The organism is Streptomyces sp. NPDC002104 (assembly GCF_053593795.1).
Map to the genome: position 1 here is coordinate 92,194 of NZ_JBSFDF010000022.1, position 19,421 is coordinate 111,614.

The window sequence follows — 19,421 nt, forward strand, 5'->3', positions numbered from 1 at the left end:
CGCGTGATCGACACCCTGAGCACGGAGATAGCGGAGGGTGAGGAACGGATCCGTCTGGACGTCGCGGACGGGATCGCGGAACTCACCCTCTGCCGGCCGGATAAGCTCAACGGCTGGAGCTGGGAGTCCACGCGCCAGCTCGGCCTGCTGGCGGACCGCATCCGCTTCGACCCCGCCGTGCGGGTGGTCCTGCTGCGGGCCGAGGGACGGGCGTTCTGCGCGGGCATCGACGTGACGGCCCCGGGCGGCTCGATCACCGGAGCCTCGGCGGCGGAGCGCAACCGCAACTACTACGAGGGCATCCGCTGGGTCCACGAACGCTTCGCCGTCCTGGCCCGGCTGCCACAGCCGGTCGTGGCCGCGGTGCAGGGCTACTGCCTGGGCTTCGGCTTCGAACTCGCCCTGATGGCGGACATCCGGGTGGCGGCGCAGGACGCCGTATTCGCGCTGCCGGAGGCCCAGTTGGGCGTCGCCGTGGACGCGGGCGGCGATCTGCGCATCGCCCGCGAGGCAGGGGCCGGCTGGGCCAAGTTCCTGGCGCTGACCGGCCGCCGCATCGATTCCGGGACCGCGGAGCGGCTGGGCATCGTTCAGCAGGTCGTGCCGCCCGAGGAGTTGGACGAGGCCGCCCGCGCGCTCGCGGCGGAGATCGCGGCCAACGCCCCGCTCGCCGTCCAGGGAATCAAGCGCGCCATCGACTCCTACGCGGACGCCGCCCTGCCCGCGGCCCTCGACCGGGTGGCGATGACGGCGGCCCTCACCCTCACCTCGGAGGACTGCCGCGAGGGCTACACCGCCAAGGCGCAGCGCCGGCCCCCGCACTTCACCGGAGGCTGAGGACCGGCCGTACGGAGAAGGCCTCCCAGGCGTCCTCGCCCTCCGGGCCGTACGCGAACTCGGCCATCGCCGGGTTGCGGTTCGCCGTGGCCAGCGTCAGCCAGGCCCACAGGTCCCCGTACCCGCCGCACACGGACTCGCCGCCGTCCCCGCCGTGCACGGCGCCCGGATCGCCGCCGATCTCGGCGGTGTACGAGTCGTAGGCGATGCGCAGCCCGAAGGCGTTGGGCTCGCACCGCGGAGCGAACGCCCCGGCGCCGTAGGACGGTTCGGAGAGCGGGCAGGTGTCGCCCCACCGGAAGAGGGTGCGCGCGCCGGCCCCGCAGGCGTGCTCCCACGCGTCCGCGCCCGGCATCCGCAGTCCGCGCCCCGCGAGCACCGCGGGCATTGCGGCGGGGGATTCGGTGAGCGGCTCGTTCGCCACGGCCATGAACACCGTCGCCAGGGTGACGGTCCGGGGAGGGCTGAGCAACTCGGCGAGATGCGCCTTGAGATCGGGACCGTAGCCGTACTCCTCGGCCAGGCTCCGCTCGAAGTCGGCGGTCTGCTCCGGTGTGGGGTCCCAGGTGTCCAGGTCGAAGCCGAGGCGGACCGTCCCCCCGGGTATCAGGGCGAACTCCTGCCCGTCCCGTTCGACGCGTACCCGGTGGAGCGGGCCGCCGAGGTGGTCGGTGGTGTCGACCAGGCTCACCCGGCCGCCCACCGAACCGGCGGCTTCCCGGGCGAAGCGGCGGGCCTCCGGCAGGTCGAACGAGCGCCACCGGTCAAGGGTCAGATCAGCGAAGGACATGCCGCCCATGATCCACCGGGCCACTGACAGCGGGGTCCACTGACAGCGGGGTCCACTGACAGCGGGGTCCGCTGACAGCCGGGTCCCGTGACAGCCGGGGCTCCGCTACTCCTCCAGGCGCAGCAGCGCCAGAGCGCGCGCCGAGACCGCGGGAAGGGGTTCGTGGCCGCCTTCGGCGGCCCAGTGTTCGAGGGCGACGGTGACGGCGTCGATGAGGACGGCCGCCAGGACACGGGTCTCCAGGGCGGATTCGGGGCGCCCCGTGCGCACCGCCAGGACCGGCACCAGCCGGTCCTGCATCGCGCGCGCGGCCGCGAGCCAGCGCATCCGGATCGCGGGGACGCCGCCCATCACCTGGATCAGGCGGGCCGTCTGGCCCGGCCCCTCGTAGCGCGTGCCCGCGGTGGCGGTGGTGAAGGCGGCCTGGACCGCCTCGGCGAGGGGCTCCGCCGCGGGCCGCAGGGCGAGTTCCTCGACCAGGGTGGAGACGCCGGCCGTCAGGACCGGGGTCAGCGCGTCCTCCTTCGTCGGGCAGTACCGGTAGAAGGTGCGCAGCGAGATGCCGGCCGCCCGCGCGATGTCGTCGACGGTGGTGGCCTCGAACCCCCGCTCCGAGAACAGGTCGGCGGCCGCCTCCGCGATCTCGTACCACGTGGCCTCCCTGCGCCGCGCCGTCAACGACGGGCGGCCCGTGCTCACCGTGCTCACCGCAACACCTCCAGGGACTGACCGGGGTTGTAGACGGCGTCAATGTGCCACACGATCGCACCCTGGCGCATCGCGCCGAAATGGCGTAGTGGGCCGGGCGGCCGCGCGGTCCGGGCATGCCGGCCGCGCCACCGGCCGGCCCCTGCCCCGTCACGGGACGAACGGCCCCCTCCCCAACTGGTCGCGCACCGAGACCACTTCGGGGTTGACGAGGGAGCGCCGCTGCCAGTTCGCCCCGTCCACCACCAGGGTGTGGCCGGTGATGAACCGGGCGTAGGGCGAGGCCAGGAAGGTGGCGGCCCAGCCCAGTTCGCGCGGTGCGCCGACCCGCAGGGCGGGCTGGCGGGAGTCCTTGTCGTCCGGGGCGGCCCGTTCCAGGCCGCCCCGGATGTCCTCGGTCATGTCGGCGTGCGGGAACAGCCCCGGGACCAGGCCGTTGATCTGGATGCCGTACGGGCCCCACTCGACGGCGAGGGTCTCGACGAGGTTCTTCACCCCCGCTTTGGCGGCGGCGCTGTGCGCGTAACCCGGACCGCCGGTCCAGGCGTACGAGGCGCCGATGTTCACGATGGACCCGGCGCTGCCCGCGGCGAGGTGGCGGCGCCCGAACTCCCGGGTCACGAACCAGGTGCCGGTCAGGGTGATGTCGACCACCGCCCGCCAGGCGTTGGGGGACAGGTCCTCGGCGGGGGAGGGGAAGTTGGCGGCCGCGTTGTTGACGAGCACGTCCGGGACCCCGCCGAAGGCGGCCCCGGCCGCGTCGAACACCTCGGCGACCCGCTCGGGGTCGCGGATGTCGCAGACGGCGGCCGTCACCCGGCCCGCGCCGGGGACGGCCGCCAGCTCGTCCTGAGCCGACTTCAACTGCTCGATCCGGCGGCCGGCGATCACCAGATCCGCCCCGAGCCGCGCGAACTCGGTGGCGATGGCCTTGCCCAGTCCGGTCCCGCCGCCGGTCACGAGCACCGCCTGCCCTGCGTACGTACCGGGGGGCAGGGCGGTGGAACCGAGCGGCGGCGGCGCGGGCAGACCGCGCAAGGTGTTCTCCATGCGGCCCATCGTTAGCGTGCGGGCGCCGAGACCGCCATGCCCGTGCCGGGTTCTGTTTCCCGTGCTACTTCTTCGGGGCGTAGGCCTGCTTGCCCGCGCACGTCCAGAGCATCGCGCTGCTCGTCCCGGTGGTCAGGTCGCGGAAGGAGCCGCCCACCCGGTCGTCGTCCGAGACGGCGTGGGCCTCGGTGTTGGTGTCGGAGCTCGCGCCCGCCGGGTCCGGCAGCACCAGCGGGGCGCCCGTGCCGGGCCAGTACGCGGCCCGCACGTAGCGCGCGTAGCCCTCGACGGAGGTGACGGCCGTGCCGACCGTCACGTTCGTGGTCGGGCTGATCGCGTCGAGGGTGAGGTTCTCGTAGCCGGTGACCAGCGCGGGGCTGACAGGCAGGGCGTCGTACGGCTTCTTCCAGACGGCCGGGGTCCGGCGCCGCACGTCCCGGTGGTTCTCCTGCTCGAACCCGACGACGCGGCCCTTGTCGTCGATGCCGCTCGCCTGCGTGCCCACGGTCCAGTCCGACTCGGTCCAGACGGGGAGGCTGTACGGCGGATAGCCGCCGCCGGCCGGCCACACGACCGGGAAGGTGAACTCCACGATCCGGTCGTTCTCCAGGTCGTCGTACTTCGTCTGGGCGGTTCCGAGGACGTCTCCGCGCTTGTTGATGCCGTCCAGCGAAACGATTCTGGTGCCGGCGTGCGCGTCGGCGGGGACCGGCAGCTCGCGCGCGACGGCTCCGTTCACCCACTCCTTTGCCGTGCCGGCGTCCATGCCGACGACGTGGCCGGCGTCGTTGACCTCCCCGGCGCCCGTGCGGGTGGCGGTTTCGGTCAGCAGCCGGACCGCCGCGTCGCCCGCACGGTAGGTGAAGACGGCCCGCGCGTTGTCCGAGGAGCGCTCCAGGGTGCCGGTCATCAGGCCCTTGGCGTTGACGTCCGCGACCCTGCCGCTCTGGAATCCGGCGGGGATCGGCACGGCGTGCACCGCGCGGTCGGCGGTCCAGTACGCGGGCAGGCCCCGGCTCCGGCCGACCGAGAGGCCTGCCGCCCCGAGGCCTTCGACGGAGCCGGCGTCGCTCCAGGGGCCGTCGGGCAGGCTCGGAAGGCGGACCGCCTCCGGCGCGCACGCGGTGGCCGAGGCCTGTGCGGCCGGGGCCGGAGCGGCGGCCGTGATCAGTCCCGCGAGGACGGCGGCGGCGACTGCGGCGGCGACTGCGGCGGCGGACATACTTCTCGTCATGTGGTGCTTCCCCCAAAGAAGTTCGCCCCGCTCCCATGGCGGGGCCCCCGTGGCGCGTCATATCCGATCATGACGTGCGCCTGCCATATGTTGCCCGAGCGGGGCGCGGGCGGGCAGGGTCGAGGCGCGTGTCGTTCCGGACGGGTTCGTTCCTGGGGGCTCCCACTGGTTCCCAGGACGCAAGCGACCGCTTAGTATGCCCGCGAGGCGTGGTTCCCGTCGGCGGCTGGAGGCCCCGGATGCAGGCATGGCGAGTACACACCCCCGGCGAGCCCCGCGAGGCCATGCGCCTCGAAGAGGTTCCCGAACCGGTGCCCGGCGAGGGCGAGGTGAGGCTCAAGGTGCTCGCCGCCAACGTCAACTTCCCCGACGCGCTGCTCGTGCGCGGCCAGTACCAGATCCGCCCGCCGCTGCCCTTCACCCCCGGCGTGGAGATCTGCGGCGAGACCGACGACGGCCGCCGCGTCATCGCCAACCCGAGCCTGCCGCACGGCGGTTTCGCCGAGTACGTCACCGCCCCCGCGCGCGCCCTGCTCCCGGCCCCGGACACCCTCGACGACGCCGAGGCGGCCGCCCTGCACATCGGCTACCAGACGGGCTGGTTCGGCCTGCACCGCCGGGCCCGCATCCAGGCGGGGGAGACCCTCCTGGTGCACGCCGCCGCCGGCGGGGTCGGCAGCGCCGCCGTCCAGCTCGGCAAGGCCGCCGGAGCCACCGTCATCGGGGTCGTCGGCGGCAAGGCCAAGGTGCGCACCGCCGAGGAACTCGGCTGCGACCTCGTCATCGACCGCACCAGCGAGGAGCCGGTCGCCCGGGTCAAGGAGTTCACCGCCGGACGCGGGGCCGACGTGGTCTACGACCCGGTCGGCGGCGAGGCCTACGCCGCCTCGGCCAAATGCGTGGCCTTCGAGGGCCGGATCGTCGTCGTCGGCTTCGCGAGCGGCACCATTCCCACCCCCGCGCTGAACCACGCCCTGGTCAAGAACTACGCGATCCTCGGCCTCCACTGGGGCCTGTACGCCGCCAAGGACCCGGCCGCGATCGCCGCCTGCCACGCCGAGCTCACCCGGCTCGCCGCCGACGGCTCCATCAGGCCGCTGGTCAGCGAGCGGGTACCGCTCGCCGCGGCCGCGGACGCCGTGCAGCGCCTCGCCGACGGGACCACCACCGGCCGGCTCGTCGTCGTACCGGCCCTGGACACGGCCCTGGACGCCACGCTGCCCGGCACCCCCGCGGGAGGCTCCCGATGACGGCCGCCGCGCTCACCGCCGACCACCTGCGCGCCCGCGTACGGGAACTGCTCTCCGCGCACCCGCCCGCCACCACCGAGCCCGCGCGGTTCCTGCGGGCCCGCTTCGACGCCGGACTCGCCTGGGTGCACTACCCCGAAGGCCTCGGCGGCCTCGGCGCGCCCCGCTCCCTGCAGGCCGTCGTGGACGCCGAGCTGGAGGCGGCCGGAGCCCCCGACAACGACCCGCGCCGGATCGGCATCGGCCTCGGCATGGCCGCGCCCACGATCCTCGCGTACGGCACCGAGGAGCAGAAGCGGCGCTTCCTGCGCCCCCTGTGGCTCGGCGAGGAAGTGTGGTGCCAGCTCTTCAGCGAGCCCGGCGCCGGCTCCGACCTGGCCGCCCTCGGCACCCGCGCGGTGCGCGAGGACGGGGGCGGGGGAGAGGACGGCGGGGACTGGGTGGTGGACGGCCAGAAGGTGTGGACCTCCAGCGCCCACACCGCCCGCTGGGCCATCCTCATCGCCCGCACGGACCCGGCGCTGCCCAAGCACCAGGGCATCACCTACTTCCTGTGCGACATGACCGCCCCCGGCGTCGAGGTGCGTCCGCTGCGCCAGATCACCGGCGAGGCCGAGTTCAACGAGGTCTTCCTCACCGGGGTCCGGATCCCCGACTCCCACCGCCTCGGCGAGGTGGGCCAGGGCTGGGCCGTGGCCCGCACCACCCTGATGAACGAACGCGTCTCCATCGGCGGCATGCGGATCCCGCGCGAGGGCGGCATGATCGCCCCCGTCGCCGCCGCCTGGCGCGAGCGCCCGGAGCTGCGGACGCACGACCTGCACGGACGGCTGCTGGAGCTGTGGGTCGAGGCCGAGGTGGCCCGGCTGACCGGGGAGCGGCTGCGCCAGCAGCTCGCCCAGGGCCAGCCCGGCCCCGAGGGCTCGGGCATGAAGCTGACCTTCGCCCGCCTCAACCAGGAGATCAGCGCGCTGGAGGTGGAACTCCTCGGCGAGGAAGGCCTGCTGTACGAGGACTGGACCCTGCGCCGCCCCGAGATCGTCGATTTCACCGGCCGCGACGCCGGCTACCGCTACCTGCGCGCCAAGGGCAACAGCATCGAGGGCGGCACCAGCGAAATCCTCCTCAACATCGTCGCCGAACGCGTCCTCGGTCTGCCCGCCGAGCCGCGCGACGACAAGGACCTCGCGTGGAAGGACCTGGCCCGATGAGCTCTCCCGCGGCGGCCCCGCTGGACCTGCTGTACTCCGAGACCGAGGAGGAACTCCGCACGGCGGTACGGTCCCTGCTCGCCGCCCGCTGCGACGGCGCGGCCGTCCTGGCCCGGATCGAGACGGACGCGCCCCACGACCCGGCACTGTGGCGGGTGCTCGCCGCCGACATCGGGACGGCGGGGCTCCTCGTACCGGAGAAGCTCGGCGGTCAGGGGGCGGGCCACCGGGAGGCGGCCGTGGTCCTGGAGGAGCTCGGCCGGGCCGCGGCGCCCGTCCCGTACCTCACGAGCGCTGTCCTGGCCACGGAGATCCTGCTCGGCTGCGAGAGCGCGGAGTCCGCCGAACTCCTGCGGGAGCTCGCGGCGGGCAGCCGTGTCTGCGTGCCCGCCCTGCCCTTGACCCTGGCCCCGGGCGCGCCCCTGCCGACGCCGGTCCGGGACTCCGGCGGGGGCTCGCTCGGCGGGAGCGTCGGCTCCGTCGCCGACGCCGTCGGAGCGGACGTCCTGCTGGTCCTCGCCGACACCGGGCTGTACGCCGTCCCCGCCGACGCGGCGGGGGTCACGCGGACCCCGCTCGTGGCGCTGGACCTGACCCGCCCGCTGGCGGCCGTCCACCTGGACGGAGCCGCCGGAACCCTGCTCGCCGATCCGGCCACCGCCCGGGCGGCCATCGCCGGAGCGCTGCTCTCGGGGGCCGGACTGCTCGCTTCGGAGCAGCTCGGGATCGCCGAGTGGTGCCTGACGGAGACGGTGGCGTACCTGCGCACCCGTCACCAGTTCAACCGCCCCCTCGGCTCCTTCCAGGCGCTCAAGCACCGCCTCGCCCGGCTGTGGCTCGACGTGGCCTCCGCCCGTGCGGCGGCCCGCGCCGCGGCCGACGCGCTGGCGGCCGGCGCCGCCGACGCGCCGCTCACGGTGGCGGTGGCCCAGGCCTACTGCTCGGGCGTGGCGGTGCGGGCCGCGGAGGAGTGCGTACAGCTCCACGGCGGCATCGGCATGACCTGGGAGCACCCGGCGCACCTGTACCTCAAGCGCGCCAAGGCCGACTCCCTGGCCCTGGGCACGGCCGGCCACCACCGGGGCCTGGTCGCGGACTTCGCGGAACTCCCGGCGCCGTAGGGGTGCCTCGGGAGTGCGGGGCGGGTCATCACCCCAGGAACGCGTCGACGGCCGCGGCGAACCGGCCGGCGTCGTCGACCCAGGGGTAGTGGCCCGCTCCGGGCTGCACCGAGAGCGTGGCGTCGGGGAACAGCCCCGCGAGCTCGGCCGTCGAGCTCGGGGGACTGTTCAGGTCGAACTCCCCGGTCAGCAGCAGAACGGGCGCCGCGAAGGAGGCGAGCGCCGCCCGGGTGGCCCGCGGGGTGAAGGCGCCCTCGGCGCCGAACCCGGCCACGGCCTCCTGGTTGACCGGCCGGCCGGCGGCGTGGTGCTCCCGCGCCGCGTCGTCCCAGCGGCCGCAGAAGAAGGGGGTGAGGGCGTCCCAGTCGCTGCCGGTGCCCGCGTTGACGGCCTCCAGGGCGGCGAACGCCGCGGGGAACCACGGCTCGTGCGCGCGGAGCCGTGCCAGTGCCAGCCGGGTCCCACCGGTGATCTCGATCCCCACGGCCCGGGTGCCGGGGCCGATCAGGGCGAGCCTGCCGATGCGGTGGGGGTACCGGGCCGCGTACCCCAGGGCGACGTTGGCCCCGGCGGAGTGGGCGAGCAGGTCGATCCGGGCGAGCCCCAGGTGCTCGCGCAGCGCCTCCACGTCCTCGACGAGCCGGTCGCAGCGGTAGGAGGCGGGGTCCTCGGGAACCGCCGACCGGCCGGTGCCGCGCAGGTCGGGGAGGATCAGCCGGCGGCGCCGGGACAGGCCGCCGAGATCGCCGAGGTAGCGGGAGTCCGCGGGGCCTCCGGGGATGCAGAGGAGCGGGTCGCCGTCTCCGATCGTGCGGTGGGCGAGCAGGGTTCCGTCGGGTGCGCAGAAGGTGGGCATGACGGCAGCCTGCCATCCATAACCAGGTTGTACAACTCGGTTATGGATGGGTGTCGCCCTGGCGCGGTTCCGGTGTATAACCGAGCTATGACAGATGGAGCGGCAGACGAAGTGGCAGGTGGAGCGGGTGCGCCCCGGATTCCCGAGTCGCTGACGGAGGAGCAGGCCGGGCGGATGCTCGCCGAGATGAACGAGGTCATCCGCGCGGGCGAGGAGATGCGCAGGCTGCGCACCGAGATGATCAAGGTGTTCGCGGGCTTCGGCTGGACGCAGGACAAGATCGCCCGGCTCACCGACATGAGTCAGCCCGCCGTCTCCAAGCAGGTGGCGAAGTACAAGGAGGAGGAGCCGCTCCCGCCGGTCCGGCTCTCCCTCGACCAGGGCGACATGCCGTGGCTCGAAGGGCGCCTGTGGGGTCTGGCCGAGGAGATCGCCGCGGCGTACCCGGACTCCGCGCGCTGTGCCCGGCACGTCGATGCCGTCGCCCGGGGGAAGAAGCGCTTCACGCCCCGGGACGTGGACGAGCTGCGCCGCCTCGTCGAAGAGGACCTGAGGGTGCACGGGGCGGACCTGCCCGGCGGCTACCGGGAGGCCTACGACGCGATCAGCCGCGGCCTCGACCTCCCCTCGGGGGCCACCGCGGACGCCCCGGCCTCCGTGCGCCGCGCCCTCGCCCACCGCATCCAGCGCGACCGGCTCGGCGACGGCGCCTGACGGGCCGGTCCGGGCCGGCGCCCGCGGGGCATCCGCCCCGCCCCGCCCCGCCCCGGGGCCCCGGCGCCCCGGCGCCCCGGCGCCCCGGTTTCCGGCCGAACGGCCGATGCGGGCCCGCGATCGGATCGGGCAGCCTCTACGGGTCCCCCCGTACCCGTCCCTCGAAGGAGGCGCCGTGCTGCACGCCCTCTACCTCCTCGGCATCGCCGCCTTCGCGGCCTCCGGCGTCCTCGCCGCACACCGCGCCAACATGGACCCCTTCGGCGGGCTCGTCCTCGCCTTCGCGGCCAGCATCTCCGGCGGCACCCTGCGCGACCTCATCCTCGGCCGGCATCCGCTCTACTGGACGCACGACTGGCTGCTGCTCGTCCTCATCGGGTCCGTCGCCGTCGCCACCATGCTCTACCTGCGCCGCTGGGAGCTCCCGCACCGCGCGCTCATGGTCGTCGACGCCGTCGGGCTCGCCGTGGTCACCGTGATCGGTGCCCGGGCCGCCATCGACGCGCACGTCACCCCCGTCGCCGTGCTCATCCTGGCCGTGCTGACGGGCGTCACCGGCGAGGTCGTCCGCGACGTGCTCTGCGGGGAGTTCCCGCCGCTGCTGCTGCGCGAGGAGGTGTACGCGACGGCCGCGCTCGCCGGAGCCCTCTGCTACCTCGGCCTGCACTGGGCCGGAGTTCCGGACACGGCCGACATCGTGGTGTCCGCCGCCCTCGTCTTCGCCCTGCGCATGACCGCCATCTTCCGCGATCTGCACCTGCCCCGGCTCCAGCGCACCCCGGCCTGACGCCACCGCGGGCGCCGGCCGCCGGCCGCCGCCGGTCGAGGGAGTGGCGACATGCCGGAACGGGGCTCCTTCCGTCATTGTTCTCGGGAAGGGCGGTCGCGACCGCCGGGAACCGCGCCCCGAGGAGTCCACCGTGTCCGGACCGGAGACGATCCCTCACCTGCGCGTCGTCCCGCGGTGGATGCGCAAGCACACCCCGCTGCTGGGCCGGCTCCTGGCACAGCTCGCCGCGGTCAGGGTGCTGGACTGTGCGACCAGGCTGGCGGCCCAGGCCTTCCTCGGCGCGGTGCCGGCCGTCTTCGTCATCGGGGCACTCGCACCCGAGTGGTTCCAGCAACAGCTGGTCACGTCCATCCGTACGACGCTGGGGCTCTCGGACGCCACGCTGGACCAGGTGCAGTCGGTGTACTCCGCCGCCGATGCCACGGCCGTCGCCGGCACCGGCGGGGTGGGGATCGTGGTGACCCTGCTGTCGGCGACCGCGTGCAGCCGGGCCCTTCAGAAGACCTGCGAGCGCTCCTGGCACCTGCCCAAGTCCAAGGCCCGGGTCGCCGCCTGGCGGTGGCTGGCCTGGCTCGTCGTCTGGCTCGTCGCCCTGCTGTTCCAGGGGCTGGTGCAGACGGCGTTCGGCATCGGCCGGATCAGCGGCTTCGCCCTCGCCGCGGTCAGCGGCACCCTGCTGTGGTGGTGGACCCAGCACCTGCTGCTCGGCTCCCGGATCCCGTGGCTGCCGCTGCTGCCCGGTGCGCTGCTGGCCGGATTCGGGGAGCAGTCCCTGACGGTGGCGTCGAGGGTCTACATGCCCCATGCCGTGGACCGCAGCCTGCAGCAGTTCGGCAGCCTCGGCTCGGTCTTCGTCCTGCTGTCCTGGCTCATCGCGTTCTTCATCGTGATCACCCTCGCCATCGCCGTCGGGTACGTGGTGGCCCACGAACCGCTCCCGGCGGCCTGGCTCCGCACGCCCGCGGACCCCGCCGCGCCGCCACGCGATGAGGCCGTGACCTCGCCCGGTTAGAGCCGTCCCGCGCGGTCGGCGCGGCGGCCACCGGCCGCGAGCAGGGACAGGACGGCGAGCACGGCCAGCAGGACGAGGACCAGCAGCAGGACGGTGAGCACCGTCGGGTGGTTCCACAGGGCGAACACGAGCGCGCACACGAGCAGTGCGGCGAGGGTGAGCCGGCCGCGCTGCGCCTCCACCCAGCCGCCGGTGCGCCCGGTGCGCACTCCGTGGGCCTCGCCCCACACGGCGGCGGAGTCGGCCGCGCGCTCGGCCCGGTTGCGCAGGCCCCGCGGCAGGCGGCCGGCGCCGGACAGGTAGGCCCCGAGGGCCACGACGACACCGAGGACCAGCGCGGTCCGGATGCTCACCCTGAGGAAGCGCACCAGGGTGTCGAAGACCGCCGCTGCCGCCGCCGGGGACTGGACCTGCGCGGGAAGGCGGTCGAGGTAGAGGTGGCGTACGACGGCCAGCCCGATGGCGAAGAGGAGACACGCGGCGGCCGCGCCGAGCGCCGTGGTCACCAGGGCGCGTCGACGGCGCCGGGCGAGCAGCACTCCGGCGGCGCCGAGGACGACCGTGAGGACGGGCAGCCAGTTGCCGACGACGTCGAGCAGGTGGACCGCACCCCGGATCTTCTCCAGCTTGTCGGACTGCAGGAGCACCATCTGCTGGTCGACGTCGGGGATCTTCTCGGCCGGGGACAGGCCGGCCGCCACGAGGTCCTGTTTGACGGTTTCCACGGCGGCGCCGACATCCAGGGTGACGGTGCCCCCCTTCACCCCCACCGCACCGCGGCCCTCGCCGGTCAGCGCGTGCACCACCGCGGTGTGGGCGGCGCGGTTGGCGGTGGTCCACACGGTCTCGAACCGGTCGCTCTCGACGAACCGGGTCGCCACCTTGGAGACGGCCGCGTCCGCGGCCGAGTCCAGCTGCGGCCCCAGCGCCTTGACCGCCGTCCCCACGCGGGGCGGCAGCCCCTGCGCCTCCAGCCATTTCGCCAGGTCCGAGGTGACCTGCGCTCCGTCGACCCGGACGTCGGCGGCTTCGGTGATGCGGTGGACGGCCGCCGCCTCGATCGCCGGATCCGAGGCGAGGGGGGCGACCGTGGACACGTACCGGCCGGTGTCCAGCACGATGTCGTGCACCCAGACGGTGATCAGGGAGACCGGCACGAGCACGCAGGTCAGCGTGATCAGCACCGCCGAGAGCGAGCTCAGGACGATCCGCCCGGTGGCGCGTGACGCACCCGTCCGGCCCGGTGCGGGGGCTTCGCCGGGGAGATCGGACGGCACGCTCATGGCACTCCCGGGGACGACGCACGCGACCACGCACGAGACGACGTGCGTCCGTCCCATGGGACACGCACGGCCGCCGGATCCGCGCGTTCGGCTGGGCCCATCGAGTGATCCGCGCCTCCGGCGGCGCAGGCCTCCTCCGACAACCACACGAGGCGCCGCGCGGCTCCCCGGTGACCTCGCCCGCCGCGCCGCGTTAGACCCGTAGCCACCCGCCACCGAGTGAGGGAGACCGTATGTACGCAGCACCCGCCGCACGACTCACCCGTCGCGCGGTCCTCCGTACGGCCTTCACCGCGGCCGTGTTCGCCGGCACGGCCGCCGCGCTGGCCCCCGTACTGCGGGCCCGCCGTCCCCGGCAGACGCTCACACCGGCCCCGCTGACCCCGGCGGGCGAGGAGACGTACCGCGGCCGGCACATCGCCGTCGACCCGGCGGGGACCTCCGTCCGCATCGACGGCCGCGCCCTGCACGTCATGCGCCGCTCCGACGGCACGTACCTGAGCGGGATCAACCACTTCCAGTCCTACGCGACCCCGCTGGAGCTCGCCCGCGCGGCCGTCGACGAACTGGGCACCACCCAGCTGGCGTTCGCCGCCGCGCACCACGGGCGACAGGAGTAGCACGGCGTGTACACCCGGCAGAACCAGAAGAACCTGACCAGCGCGCAGAAGAAGCGCTTCACGGCGGCGGTGATCGAGCTCAAGCGCAACGGCACCTACGACGGGTTCGTCCGCACCCACGACAAGTACTTCGTCCCCGACCGGGACCGCAAACTGCGCGTCGGGCACATGTCCCCGTCTTTCTTCCCCTGGCACCGGCGCTACCTGCTGGAGTTCGAGCGCCAGCTCCAGACGGTGGACCCGGGCGTCAGCATCCCGTACTGGGACTGGACCACCGACAGCAGCCCGGCCTCCTCCCTGTGGGCGGAGGACTTCCTCGGCGGGACCGGCCGCGCGAACGACCGCCAGGTGATGACCGGCCCGTTCGCCTACGGCACGGGCAACTGGACGGTCACCGTCGGCATCACCGAGGCCGCCTTCCTCACCCGCAACCTGGGCCGGCCGCAGAACCCGATCAGCCTGCCGACCCCGGCCGAGCTCCAGTGGGCGCTCGACGACCCGCTGTACGACAGCTCGCCCTGGGACTCCACGGCCGGGCGCGGCGGGTTCCGCAACAAACTGGAGGGCTGGGCGGCCCCGAAGAGCGAGAAGTGGCGCAACCACAACAAGGTGCACCAGTGGATCGGCGGCCACATGACCGGCGGCACCGCCCCCAACGACCCGGCCTTCTGGCTGCACCACGCCTTCGTGGACCTGCTCTGGGACCGCTGGCAGCAGCGGCACCCGGCCTCCGGGTACCTTCCCGCCGCCCCGCTCCCGCTGGGTGACCTCCAGCGCGGCCGGGTGATCTCCCTCGACGAGCCGATGCCGCCGTGGGACGTCACCCCGCGCGAGATGCTCGGCCACCAGGGGATCTACCGCTACGAGTGACATCCGGCGGCCCAGTGGCACCCGGTCCGGGTGAGCCGCCAGGGAACACGGGGAAGGGCCCCCGCCGGACGGCGGGGGCCCTTCGGGTCACTCGGCGATCAGCCGCCGTAGTTGCCCTCGGTGTGGTGGTCGCCCTCGTGGCCCGAGGCGTTGATGCAGGTGTTGCCGAACGCCGGGTTCAGCAGGCCGATCACGTTGACGGTGTTGCCGCAGACGTTGACCGGGACGTGCACCGGAACCTGGAGCAGGTTGCCCGAGAGGACACCGGGGGAGCCGACCGCCGCACCGTGCGCTCCGGCATCGGCAGCCGCCAGACCCGCACCGGCGGCCAGGGCGCTACCGGCGGCAGCGGTGATGACGAATGCCTTCGCGATACGCGACATCAAGATCTCCTAGAAAGGAATGGGGTGCCGCAGAAAACGGAAGCTGCGGCGTTTGACATGGCATACAACGCGGAGAGCGCCCAAGGGTCACGGTCGCTGGGCCGCCGGTGATCCCGGACCGTCGGGAGGTTCCGGACCACCCGCCGATTCCGGACTACGAACCGGCCGAGAAGCGGGCGGAGGAGAAGTACGGGCGGACCGGCGTGACCGCGCCCGGCGCCAGCACCGCCACCGGGGTGCCCACGCAGCCCGGCTCCCGGTACAGGGCCACCGTGCTCCCGGTCTTGTTCGTCACCGCCCGTCCGCCGCCGCCCAGGGCGTCCACGCAGCCCTTCGGGGAGTCGAGGCCGTGCGGGCGGTCGTCCGTGCCGAGGTACTGGAAGGCGGGCCCGACGGCCGTCGGGGTCCCGAGGGCGGCGGTCGGGCCGTCGGCCGCGTACGCGGTGACACCGGCCCCCGCCACGGCCGCGACGAGCAGGACGGGGACCGATCCGGTGCGGACGAGGCTCCGAAGGGTGTGGGGGAGAGACAGGGATCGCATGCCCCGCCCAACCCGGCGCGCCCCGCCCGGGGTCACGCCTTGTCACCCCGCGGATGCCTGTGCGACGGTGCGACCGGCGCTGTCCGGATCACCCGGTCCGGCAGCCCGGGAGCCCCGCCAACAGGAGCTTGAGGGCAGGAGCCCCGACAATGGGAGCCCCGCGGCAGAGGCCCGGCGGCAGAGGCCCGGTTGCAGGAGCCCGAGCAGCAGGGCCCCGGCAGCAGGAGCCCCGGCAGCAGGAGCCCCGGCAGCAGGGGCCCCGGCCCCCGCAGACCCAGGAGGACACGATGGCCACAGCGGCGAGCGAGACCCCGGACCGGGACCTCCCCCGCTCCCGACCCCGGGTCCGGACCGCCCACGGCGAGGTCGAGGGCAGGACCGGGCCGGGCGGCATCGCCGTCTTCCGGGGCATCCCCTACGCCGCCCCGCCGGTCGGAGCCCGCCGGTTCGCCGCGCCCGGGCCGCCCGAGGCCTGGGAGGGGGTGCGCGACGCGGGAGCGTACGGCCCCACCGCGCCCAAGGTGCCCTACCCCGAGGCGTTCGCCGCGCTGCTGCCGGACCCCGAGATCCCCGGGGACGACTGCCTGAACCTCAACGTGTGGACCCCCGAGCCCGCCCCCGGGGCCCGGCTGCCGGTCATGGTGTGGATCCACGGCGGAGCCCTCACCCGCGGCTCCTCGGCCGTCCCCGTCTACGAGGGCTCCGCCTTCGCCCGGGACGGGGTGGTGCTCGTCTCCGTCAACTACCGCCTGGGCGTCCTCGGCTACGGCCTCTTCCCCGACGCCCCCGCCAACCGCGGGCTGCTCGACCAGATCGCCGCCCTGGCCTGGGTGCGGGACAACATCGCGGCCTTCGGCGGCGACCCCGGCCGGGTCACCGTCTTCGGCGAGTCCGCCGGAGCCATCAGCATCGGCGCCCTGCTCGCCGCACCCCGCGCGGCGGGCCTCTTCCGGCAGGCCGTCCTGCAGAGCGGCGCCCCCGAGGTGCTGCCGCGGGACCGGGTGCGCGCCATGGTCCGGCGGATGGCCGCCCTGCTCAAGATCCCCGCCACCGCGGAGGCCTTCACCGCGGCCTCCCTGCCCGATCTGCTCGCCGCCCAGGCGGCCGTCCTGCGCCGCTCCTCACCGCTGCTCGGCGGGCCCGCCTTCGGCCTGGTCGCCGACCCCGGGACGCTGCCGGCCGATCCCCTCGAAGCGGCGGCCGCGCGGGGAGACGTACCGCTGCTGCTCGGCTGGACGGCCGAGGAGTACCGGCTGTGGCTGGCCCCGACCGGCGCGATGCGGCTGCTGGACCGGCTGGGACCGCTGTCCGTGGCCCTGGGCCGGATCCGCTCCGGAAAGGACCGGGCCGCCGTACGGGCCCTGCGCGCCGAGCGGCCCGGCGCGGGACCGGCCGACCTCCTCGGCCACCTGCTCACCGACCGGTTGCTGCGCGATCCGCTGCGCGCGCTGGCGGGTGCGGCCGGGCGGAGCGCGCCGAGCTTCGTGTACGAGTTCGCCTGGCCTTCGGGCATCCCGGGTCTCGGCTCCTGCCACGCCCTGGAGCTGGGCTTCGTCTTCGACACCCTGGACGCGCCCGAGGCCTCCTGGCTGGCCGGGCCGGACACCCCGCAGGAGCTGGCCGGGGAGATGCACGCGGCCTGGGTGCGCTTCGCCGTCGAGGGGGATCCCGGCTGGGCGCCCTGGAACGGCGACGGCCCGCCGAAGGTGTTCGGCGGGCCGGGGCGTGCGGAGCCGACGGCACAGGAGCCGGCGTCCGGGGAGCCCGTACGGGTGGGCGGGGCGCCTACTCGACGGGTCCTTCCATGACCTTGCTGATGAACTGGACCGGACCCTCGCCCATGTTGGGCACGTAGGTCTTGGCGTTGTGCTGGCCGCCCTGGATGACCCTCATGCTGGTGTGGATCGGCCCCTTGCCGTAAGTGGCGATGAACTTCTGCACGTTCGGCAGGGTGTTCTTGTTGTTCTCGTTGGTGCCGACCTGGAAGGCCAGGTAGACGTCCGGGGCGCCCGGCTTGGCGATCAGCGCCTTGGCGAGCAGCTCGGGGTTGTTCTCCGCCTTCTCCTTGTCGTGGCCCTTCCACAGGGGGGAGTCGGGGAGGATGTCCGGGCCGGAGCAGATCGCGGCCTTGAACTTCTCCGGGTACTTCAGCACGGCCTTGAGGCTGGCGAAGCCGCCGGTGGAGGAGCCCATGTAGGCCCAGCCGTCGCGGGACTTGACCGTGCGGAAGTTCTGCCGCATCAGGTCGGGGACGTCGTCGGTGAGCCAGGTGTCCATCTTGGGCTGACCCGGGATGTCGGAGGCGTCCCAGTAGATGCCCTTGTCGTCCGGGCCCGGGTTCAGCACCGGCATGGCCAGGAGGAAGGGCTTGCTCTTCCCGGCGGCGTACCACTTGCTGATGCTGCTCTGGAGGCCCAGGTCGGTGCCCATCCAGTAGTTGTTCGGGTAACCGGCGCCGCCGGGCAGCGCGATCATGACCGGGAAGCCGCTCTTGGCGAACTTCGGGTCGCCGTACTCCTTGGGCGCCCACACCCAGACCTTGCCCTTGAACCCGGACTTCTTGCCGGTGATCGTGGTGACGGCGACGTGCGTGCCGTCGGGCAGGGTCATCGCGTTCTTGAAGTCGGCCGCCGGGCCGGTGGGCATCGACATCTTCGAGTGCGGCGGCGGGGTGGGGAGCGCCGCGCCACCGGTGTCGCCCCCGCCGCCGCCGGACGGCGGCAGCTGCCCGAAGGAGACGGATTCGCCCTTGTCGGTGAAGGGCGGTATTTCGTAGTGGCTCATCACGAGCGAGGCCACGCCCGCCAGCGCGAGGACGGAGGCACCCGCGATCACCCAGCGCCGGACCCGGGACGGCCGCCGGCGCGACCTCGCGGGCTGCCGCGGCTCCTCGGGCCGCGGAGGGCGGTACTGCTGCTGGTAGGGCTCTTCGGCGCGGTACTGCTGCTGGTAGGGCCCTTCCGAGCGGTACGGCTGCTGCTGTCCGTCGGGTGCGTACGACATGTGAGGTGGCTCTCCAGCTGGTGCTGCCCCGTGGGGGCGGGGTTGGGACTGCTTTCGATCGAAAGATGAGCGTACGTGCCCGCAGGTTCCCGATTTTTACGTCTCTTGGTGTTCCGAAGAGGATCACGTTGCCCTACGCGAAAAGGGCCTGTGGAGTTCCCGTTCTGTTCGCCAAGTATCCCTGGCCTCTGCACATGCCGCTGGGTACGGTACGTCCGCGCCGCCCCCAGACCACCCTGCCCGGAGGTAATTCCCTTGTTCGGCATGCCCTTTTCACGGTCCCGCCGCAAGACCGCCCTCGCCACCGCCTTCGGCGTCACCGCCGCCGGCGCCGCGCTGTGGGCGGGCATCGGCTCCGCCCAGCCCGCGCACGCGGCCGGCCTGCCCGCGCCCGACCACATAGTCGTCGTGGTCTTCGAGAACCACGCCTACAGCCAGGTCATCGGCAGCTCCAGCGCCCCGTACATCAACTCCCTCAAGACCGGGGGAGCCAACCTCACCGCCTCCTACGGCATCACGCACCCGAGCCAGCCCAACTACCTCCAGCTCTTCTCGGGCTCCAACCAGGGCGTGACCGGCGACAGCTGCTACACGCCGGGCTTCAGCTCCGCGCCCAACCTGGCCTCCGAGCTGATCGCCGCCGGCAAGACCTGGGGCAGCTACAACGAGGGGCTCCCCAGCGCCGGCTCCACCACCTGCTCCAGCGGCGACTACGCGCGCAAGCACAACCCCTGGTTCGCCTTCTCCAACGTGCCCACCAGCACCGCGAAGACCATGACCCAGTTCCCCACCGACTTCACCACCCTGCCCAAGGTCTCCTTCGTCGTCCCGGACCTCTGCAACGACATGCACGACTGCTCCGTCGGCACCGGCGACACCTGGCTCAAGAACAAGGTCAAGGCCTACGCGGACTGGGCCAAGACCCACAACAGCCTGCTCGTCGTCACCTTCGACGAGGACAACCGGCTCGCCGGGAACAAGATCCCGACGGTGTTCTACGGCCAGTCCGTGACCCCCGGCTCCAGCGCCTCCACCACCTACAACCACTACGACGTGCTGCGCACCCTCGAAGGCCTGGCCGGCCTGACCGCCCACGCCGGGAACGCGGCCACCGCCAAGGACATCACGGGGATCTGGACTTCCTGACC

General features: G+C 73.6%; 20 protein-coding genes. 11 read left to right on the forward strand and 9 right to left on the reverse strand.

Annotated features, from left to right (window positions below; genetic code table 11):
- Nucleotides 1-3 precede the first annotated feature (3 nt).
- Entirely contained in the window at nt 4-837 is an 834-nt protein-coding gene (locus ACWCP2_RS20150; protein WP_450909943.1) for an enoyl-CoA hydratase/isomerase family protein, read from the forward strand.
- On the opposite strand, the gene ACWCP2_RS20155 is transcribed toward ACWCP2_RS20150, so the two are convergent.
- The 4 genes from ACWCP2_RS20155 to ACWCP2_RS20170 all read right to left on the reverse strand — a co-directional run bounded on the left by ACWCP2_RS20155 (nt 824) and on the right by ACWCP2_RS20170 (nt 4,619).
- Complete coding sequence (locus tag ACWCP2_RS20155; protein ID WP_450909944.1) at nt 824-1,627, reverse strand: hypothetical protein; 804 nt, start codon at nt 1,625-1,627, stop codon at nt 824-826. The two genes, ACWCP2_RS20150 and ACWCP2_RS20155, sit on opposite strands and share 14 nt — an antisense overlap.
- Before the next feature lie 105 nt (nt 1,628-1,732).
- A complete protein-coding gene (locus ACWCP2_RS20160) occupies nt 1,733-2,335 on the reverse strand; it encodes a TetR family transcriptional regulator (RefSeq protein WP_450909945.1) in 603 nt (200 codons plus the stop codon).
- A gap of 150 nt (nt 2,336-2,485) precedes the next feature.
- Nucleotides 2,486-3,385 carry an SDR family oxidoreductase gene (locus tag ACWCP2_RS20165; RefSeq protein ID WP_450909946.1) on the reverse strand — a complete coding sequence of 300 codons (900 nt, stop codon included), beginning with the start codon at nt 3,383-3,385 and terminating at the stop codon, nt 2,486-2,488.
- A gap of 64 nt (nt 3,386-3,449) precedes the next feature.
- Nucleotides 3,450-4,619: a hypothetical protein gene (locus tag ACWCP2_RS20170; protein ID WP_450909947.1), complete on the reverse strand. Its 1,170-nt coding sequence runs from the start codon at nt 4,617-4,619 to the stop codon at nt 3,450-3,452.
- Nucleotides 4,620-4,858: 239 nt separating this feature from the next.
- Here ACWCP2_RS20170 and ACWCP2_RS20175 point away from each other — a divergent pair, with 239 nt between their 5' ends.
- The 3 genes from ACWCP2_RS20175 to ACWCP2_RS20185 are packed head-to-tail and all read left to right on the forward strand — an operon-like array spanning nt 4,859 to nt 8,201.
- Nucleotides 4,859-5,869, forward strand: coding sequence for an NADPH:quinone oxidoreductase family protein (locus tag ACWCP2_RS20175; RefSeq protein WP_450909948.1), 1,011 nt, complete (start codon nt 4,859-4,861; stop codon nt 5,867-5,869).
- Nucleotides 5,866-7,080: an acyl-CoA dehydrogenase family protein gene (locus ACWCP2_RS20180; RefSeq protein ID WP_450909949.1), complete on the forward strand. Its 1,215-nt coding sequence runs from the start codon at nt 5,866-5,868 to the stop codon at nt 7,078-7,080. The genes ACWCP2_RS20175 and ACWCP2_RS20180 overlap by 4 nt, the downstream gene beginning before the upstream one ends.
- The gene (locus ACWCP2_RS20185; RefSeq protein WP_450909950.1) at nt 7,077-8,201 is read left to right on the forward strand and encodes an acyl-CoA dehydrogenase family protein; all 1,125 of its coding nucleotides are present in this window, start codon (nt 7,077-7,079) and stop codon (nt 8,199-8,201) included. Before ACWCP2_RS20180 ends, ACWCP2_RS20185 begins: the two co-directional genes overlap by 4 nt.
- 28 nt (nt 8,202-8,229) lie before the next feature.
- Here the strand turns inward: ACWCP2_RS20185 and ACWCP2_RS20190 are convergent, their stop codons facing one another.
- Nucleotides 8,230-9,057, reverse strand: coding sequence for an alpha/beta fold hydrolase (locus ACWCP2_RS20190; RefSeq protein WP_450909951.1), 828 nt, complete (start codon nt 9,055-9,057; stop codon nt 8,230-8,232).
- Nucleotides 9,058-9,168: 111 nt separating this feature from the next.
- Here ACWCP2_RS20190 and ACWCP2_RS20195 point away from each other — a divergent pair, with 111 nt between their 5' ends.
- From ACWCP2_RS20195 to ACWCP2_RS20205, 3 genes are all read left to right on the forward strand, one after another.
- On the forward strand, nt 9,169-9,771 hold the full coding sequence (locus tag ACWCP2_RS20195; RefSeq protein WP_450909952.1) for a sigma-70 family RNA polymerase sigma factor: 603 nt from the start codon (nt 9,169-9,171) through the stop codon (nt 9,769-9,771).
- 175 nt (nt 9,772-9,946) lie between these two features.
- A complete protein-coding gene (locus tag ACWCP2_RS20200; RefSeq protein WP_450909953.1) occupies nt 9,947-10,558 on the forward strand; it encodes a trimeric intracellular cation channel family protein in 612 nt (203 codons plus the stop codon).
- 133 nt (nt 10,559-10,691) lie between these two features.
- Entirely contained in the window at nt 10,692-11,573 is an 882-nt protein-coding gene (locus ACWCP2_RS20205) for a YhjD/YihY/BrkB family envelope integrity protein (protein ID WP_450909954.1), read from the forward strand.
- On the opposite strand, the gene ACWCP2_RS20210 is transcribed toward ACWCP2_RS20205, so the two are convergent.
- Complete coding sequence (locus ACWCP2_RS20210) at nt 11,570-12,856, reverse strand: hypothetical protein (RefSeq protein ID WP_450909955.1); 1,287 nt, start codon at nt 12,854-12,856, stop codon at nt 11,570-11,572. The two genes, ACWCP2_RS20205 and ACWCP2_RS20210, sit on opposite strands and share 4 nt — an antisense overlap.
- 233 nt (nt 12,857-13,089) lie before the next feature.
- Between ACWCP2_RS20210 and ACWCP2_RS20215 the strand changes: the two genes are divergently transcribed.
- Together ACWCP2_RS20215 and ACWCP2_RS20220 are read left to right on the forward strand one after the other, a co-directional pair.
- On the forward strand, nt 13,090-13,476 hold the full coding sequence (locus tag ACWCP2_RS20215) for a tyrosinase family oxidase copper chaperone (RefSeq protein WP_450909956.1): 387 nt from the start codon (nt 13,090-13,092) through the stop codon (nt 13,474-13,476).
- Between the two features lie 6 nt (nt 13,477-13,482).
- Nucleotides 13,483-14,346 carry a tyrosinase family protein gene (locus ACWCP2_RS20220; RefSeq protein ID WP_450909957.1) on the forward strand — a complete coding sequence of 288 codons (864 nt, stop codon included), beginning with the start codon at nt 13,483-13,485 and terminating at the stop codon, nt 14,344-14,346.
- 98 nt (nt 14,347-14,444) lie between these two features.
- Here ACWCP2_RS20220 and ACWCP2_RS20225 read toward each other — a convergent pair whose 3' ends face one another.
- Together ACWCP2_RS20225 and ACWCP2_RS20230 are read right to left on the reverse strand one after the other, a co-directional pair.
- Nucleotides 14,445-14,729, reverse strand: a complete 285-nt coding sequence (locus tag ACWCP2_RS20225) for a chaplin (RefSeq protein ID WP_450909958.1) — start codon at nt 14,727-14,729, stop codon at nt 14,445-14,447.
- Between the two features lie 154 nt (nt 14,730-14,883).
- A complete protein-coding gene (locus tag ACWCP2_RS20230) occupies nt 14,884-15,270 on the reverse strand; it encodes a hypothetical protein (RefSeq protein WP_450909959.1) in 387 nt (128 codons plus the stop codon).
- 287 nt (nt 15,271-15,557) lie between these two features.
- On the opposite strand from ACWCP2_RS20230, the gene ACWCP2_RS20235 reads away from it, so the two are divergent.
- Entirely contained in the window at nt 15,558-17,078 is a 1,521-nt protein-coding gene (locus ACWCP2_RS20235) for a carboxylesterase/lipase family protein (protein ID WP_450909960.1), read from the forward strand.
- On the opposite strand, the gene ACWCP2_RS20240 is transcribed toward ACWCP2_RS20235, so the two are convergent.
- Entirely contained in the window at nt 17,056-18,273 is a 1,218-nt protein-coding gene (locus ACWCP2_RS20240; RefSeq protein ID WP_450909961.1) for an alpha/beta hydrolase, read from the reverse strand. The two genes, ACWCP2_RS20235 and ACWCP2_RS20240, sit on opposite strands and share 23 nt — an antisense overlap.
- Before the next feature lie 264 nt (nt 18,274-18,537).
- Here ACWCP2_RS20240 and ACWCP2_RS20245 point away from each other — a divergent pair, with 264 nt between their 5' ends.
- Complete coding sequence (locus ACWCP2_RS20245; RefSeq protein WP_450909962.1) at nt 18,538-19,419, forward strand: alkaline phosphatase family protein; 882 nt, start codon at nt 18,538-18,540, stop codon at nt 19,417-19,419.
- Nucleotides 19,420-19,421: the final 2 nt, after the last annotated feature.

Bases quoted from the DNA above. Each gene is read 5' to 3' on its own strand.
- ACWCP2_RS20155 (WP_450909944.1), bottom strand. From the start codon at position 1,627: ATGTCCTTCGCTGATCTGACCCTTGACCGGTGGCGCTCGTTCGACCTG.
- ACWCP2_RS20165 (WP_450909946.1), bottom strand. From the start codon at position 3,385: ATGGAGAACACCTTGCGCGGTCTGCCCGCGCCGCCGCCGCTCGGTTCC.
- ACWCP2_RS20170 (WP_450909947.1), bottom strand. From the start codon at position 4,619: ATGACGAGAAGTATGTCCGCCGCCGCAGTCGCCGCCGCAGTCGCCGCC.
- ACWCP2_RS20175 (WP_450909948.1), top strand. From the start codon at position 4,859: ATGCAGGCATGGCGAGTACACACCCCCGGCGAGCCCCGCGAGGCCATG.
- ACWCP2_RS20180 (WP_450909949.1), top strand. From the start codon at position 5,866: ATGACGGCCGCCGCGCTCACCGCCGACCACCTGCGCGCCCGCGTACGG.
- ACWCP2_RS20185 (WP_450909950.1), top strand. From the start codon at position 7,077: ATGAGCTCTCCCGCGGCGGCCCCGCTGGACCTGCTGTACTCCGAGACC.
- ACWCP2_RS20190 (WP_450909951.1), bottom strand. From the start codon at position 9,057: ATGCCCACCTTCTGCGCACCCGACGGAACCCTGCTCGCCCACCGCACG.
- ACWCP2_RS20210 (WP_450909955.1), bottom strand. From the start codon at position 12,856: ATGAGCGTGCCGTCCGATCTCCCCGGCGAAGCCCCCGCACCGGGCCGG.
- ACWCP2_RS20215 (WP_450909956.1), top strand. From the start codon at position 13,090: ATGTACGCAGCACCCGCCGCACGACTCACCCGTCGCGCGGTCCTCCGT.
- ACWCP2_RS20225 (WP_450909958.1), bottom strand. From the start codon at position 14,729: ATGTCGCGTATCGCGAAGGCATTCGTCATCACCGCTGCCGCCGGTAGC.
- ACWCP2_RS20230 (WP_450909959.1), bottom strand. From the start codon at position 15,270: ATGCGATCCCTGTCTCTCCCCCACACCCTTCGGAGCCTCGTCCGCACC.
- ACWCP2_RS20235 (WP_450909960.1), top strand. From the start codon at position 15,558: ATGGCCACAGCGGCGAGCGAGACCCCGGACCGGGACCTCCCCCGCTCC.
- ACWCP2_RS20240 (WP_450909961.1), bottom strand. From the start codon at position 18,273: ATGTCGTACGCACCCGACGGACAGCAGCAGCCGTACCGCTCGGAAGGG.
- ACWCP2_RS20245 (WP_450909962.1), top strand. From the start codon at position 18,538: ATGCCCTTTTCACGGTCCCGCCGCAAGACCGCCCTCGCCACCGCCTTC.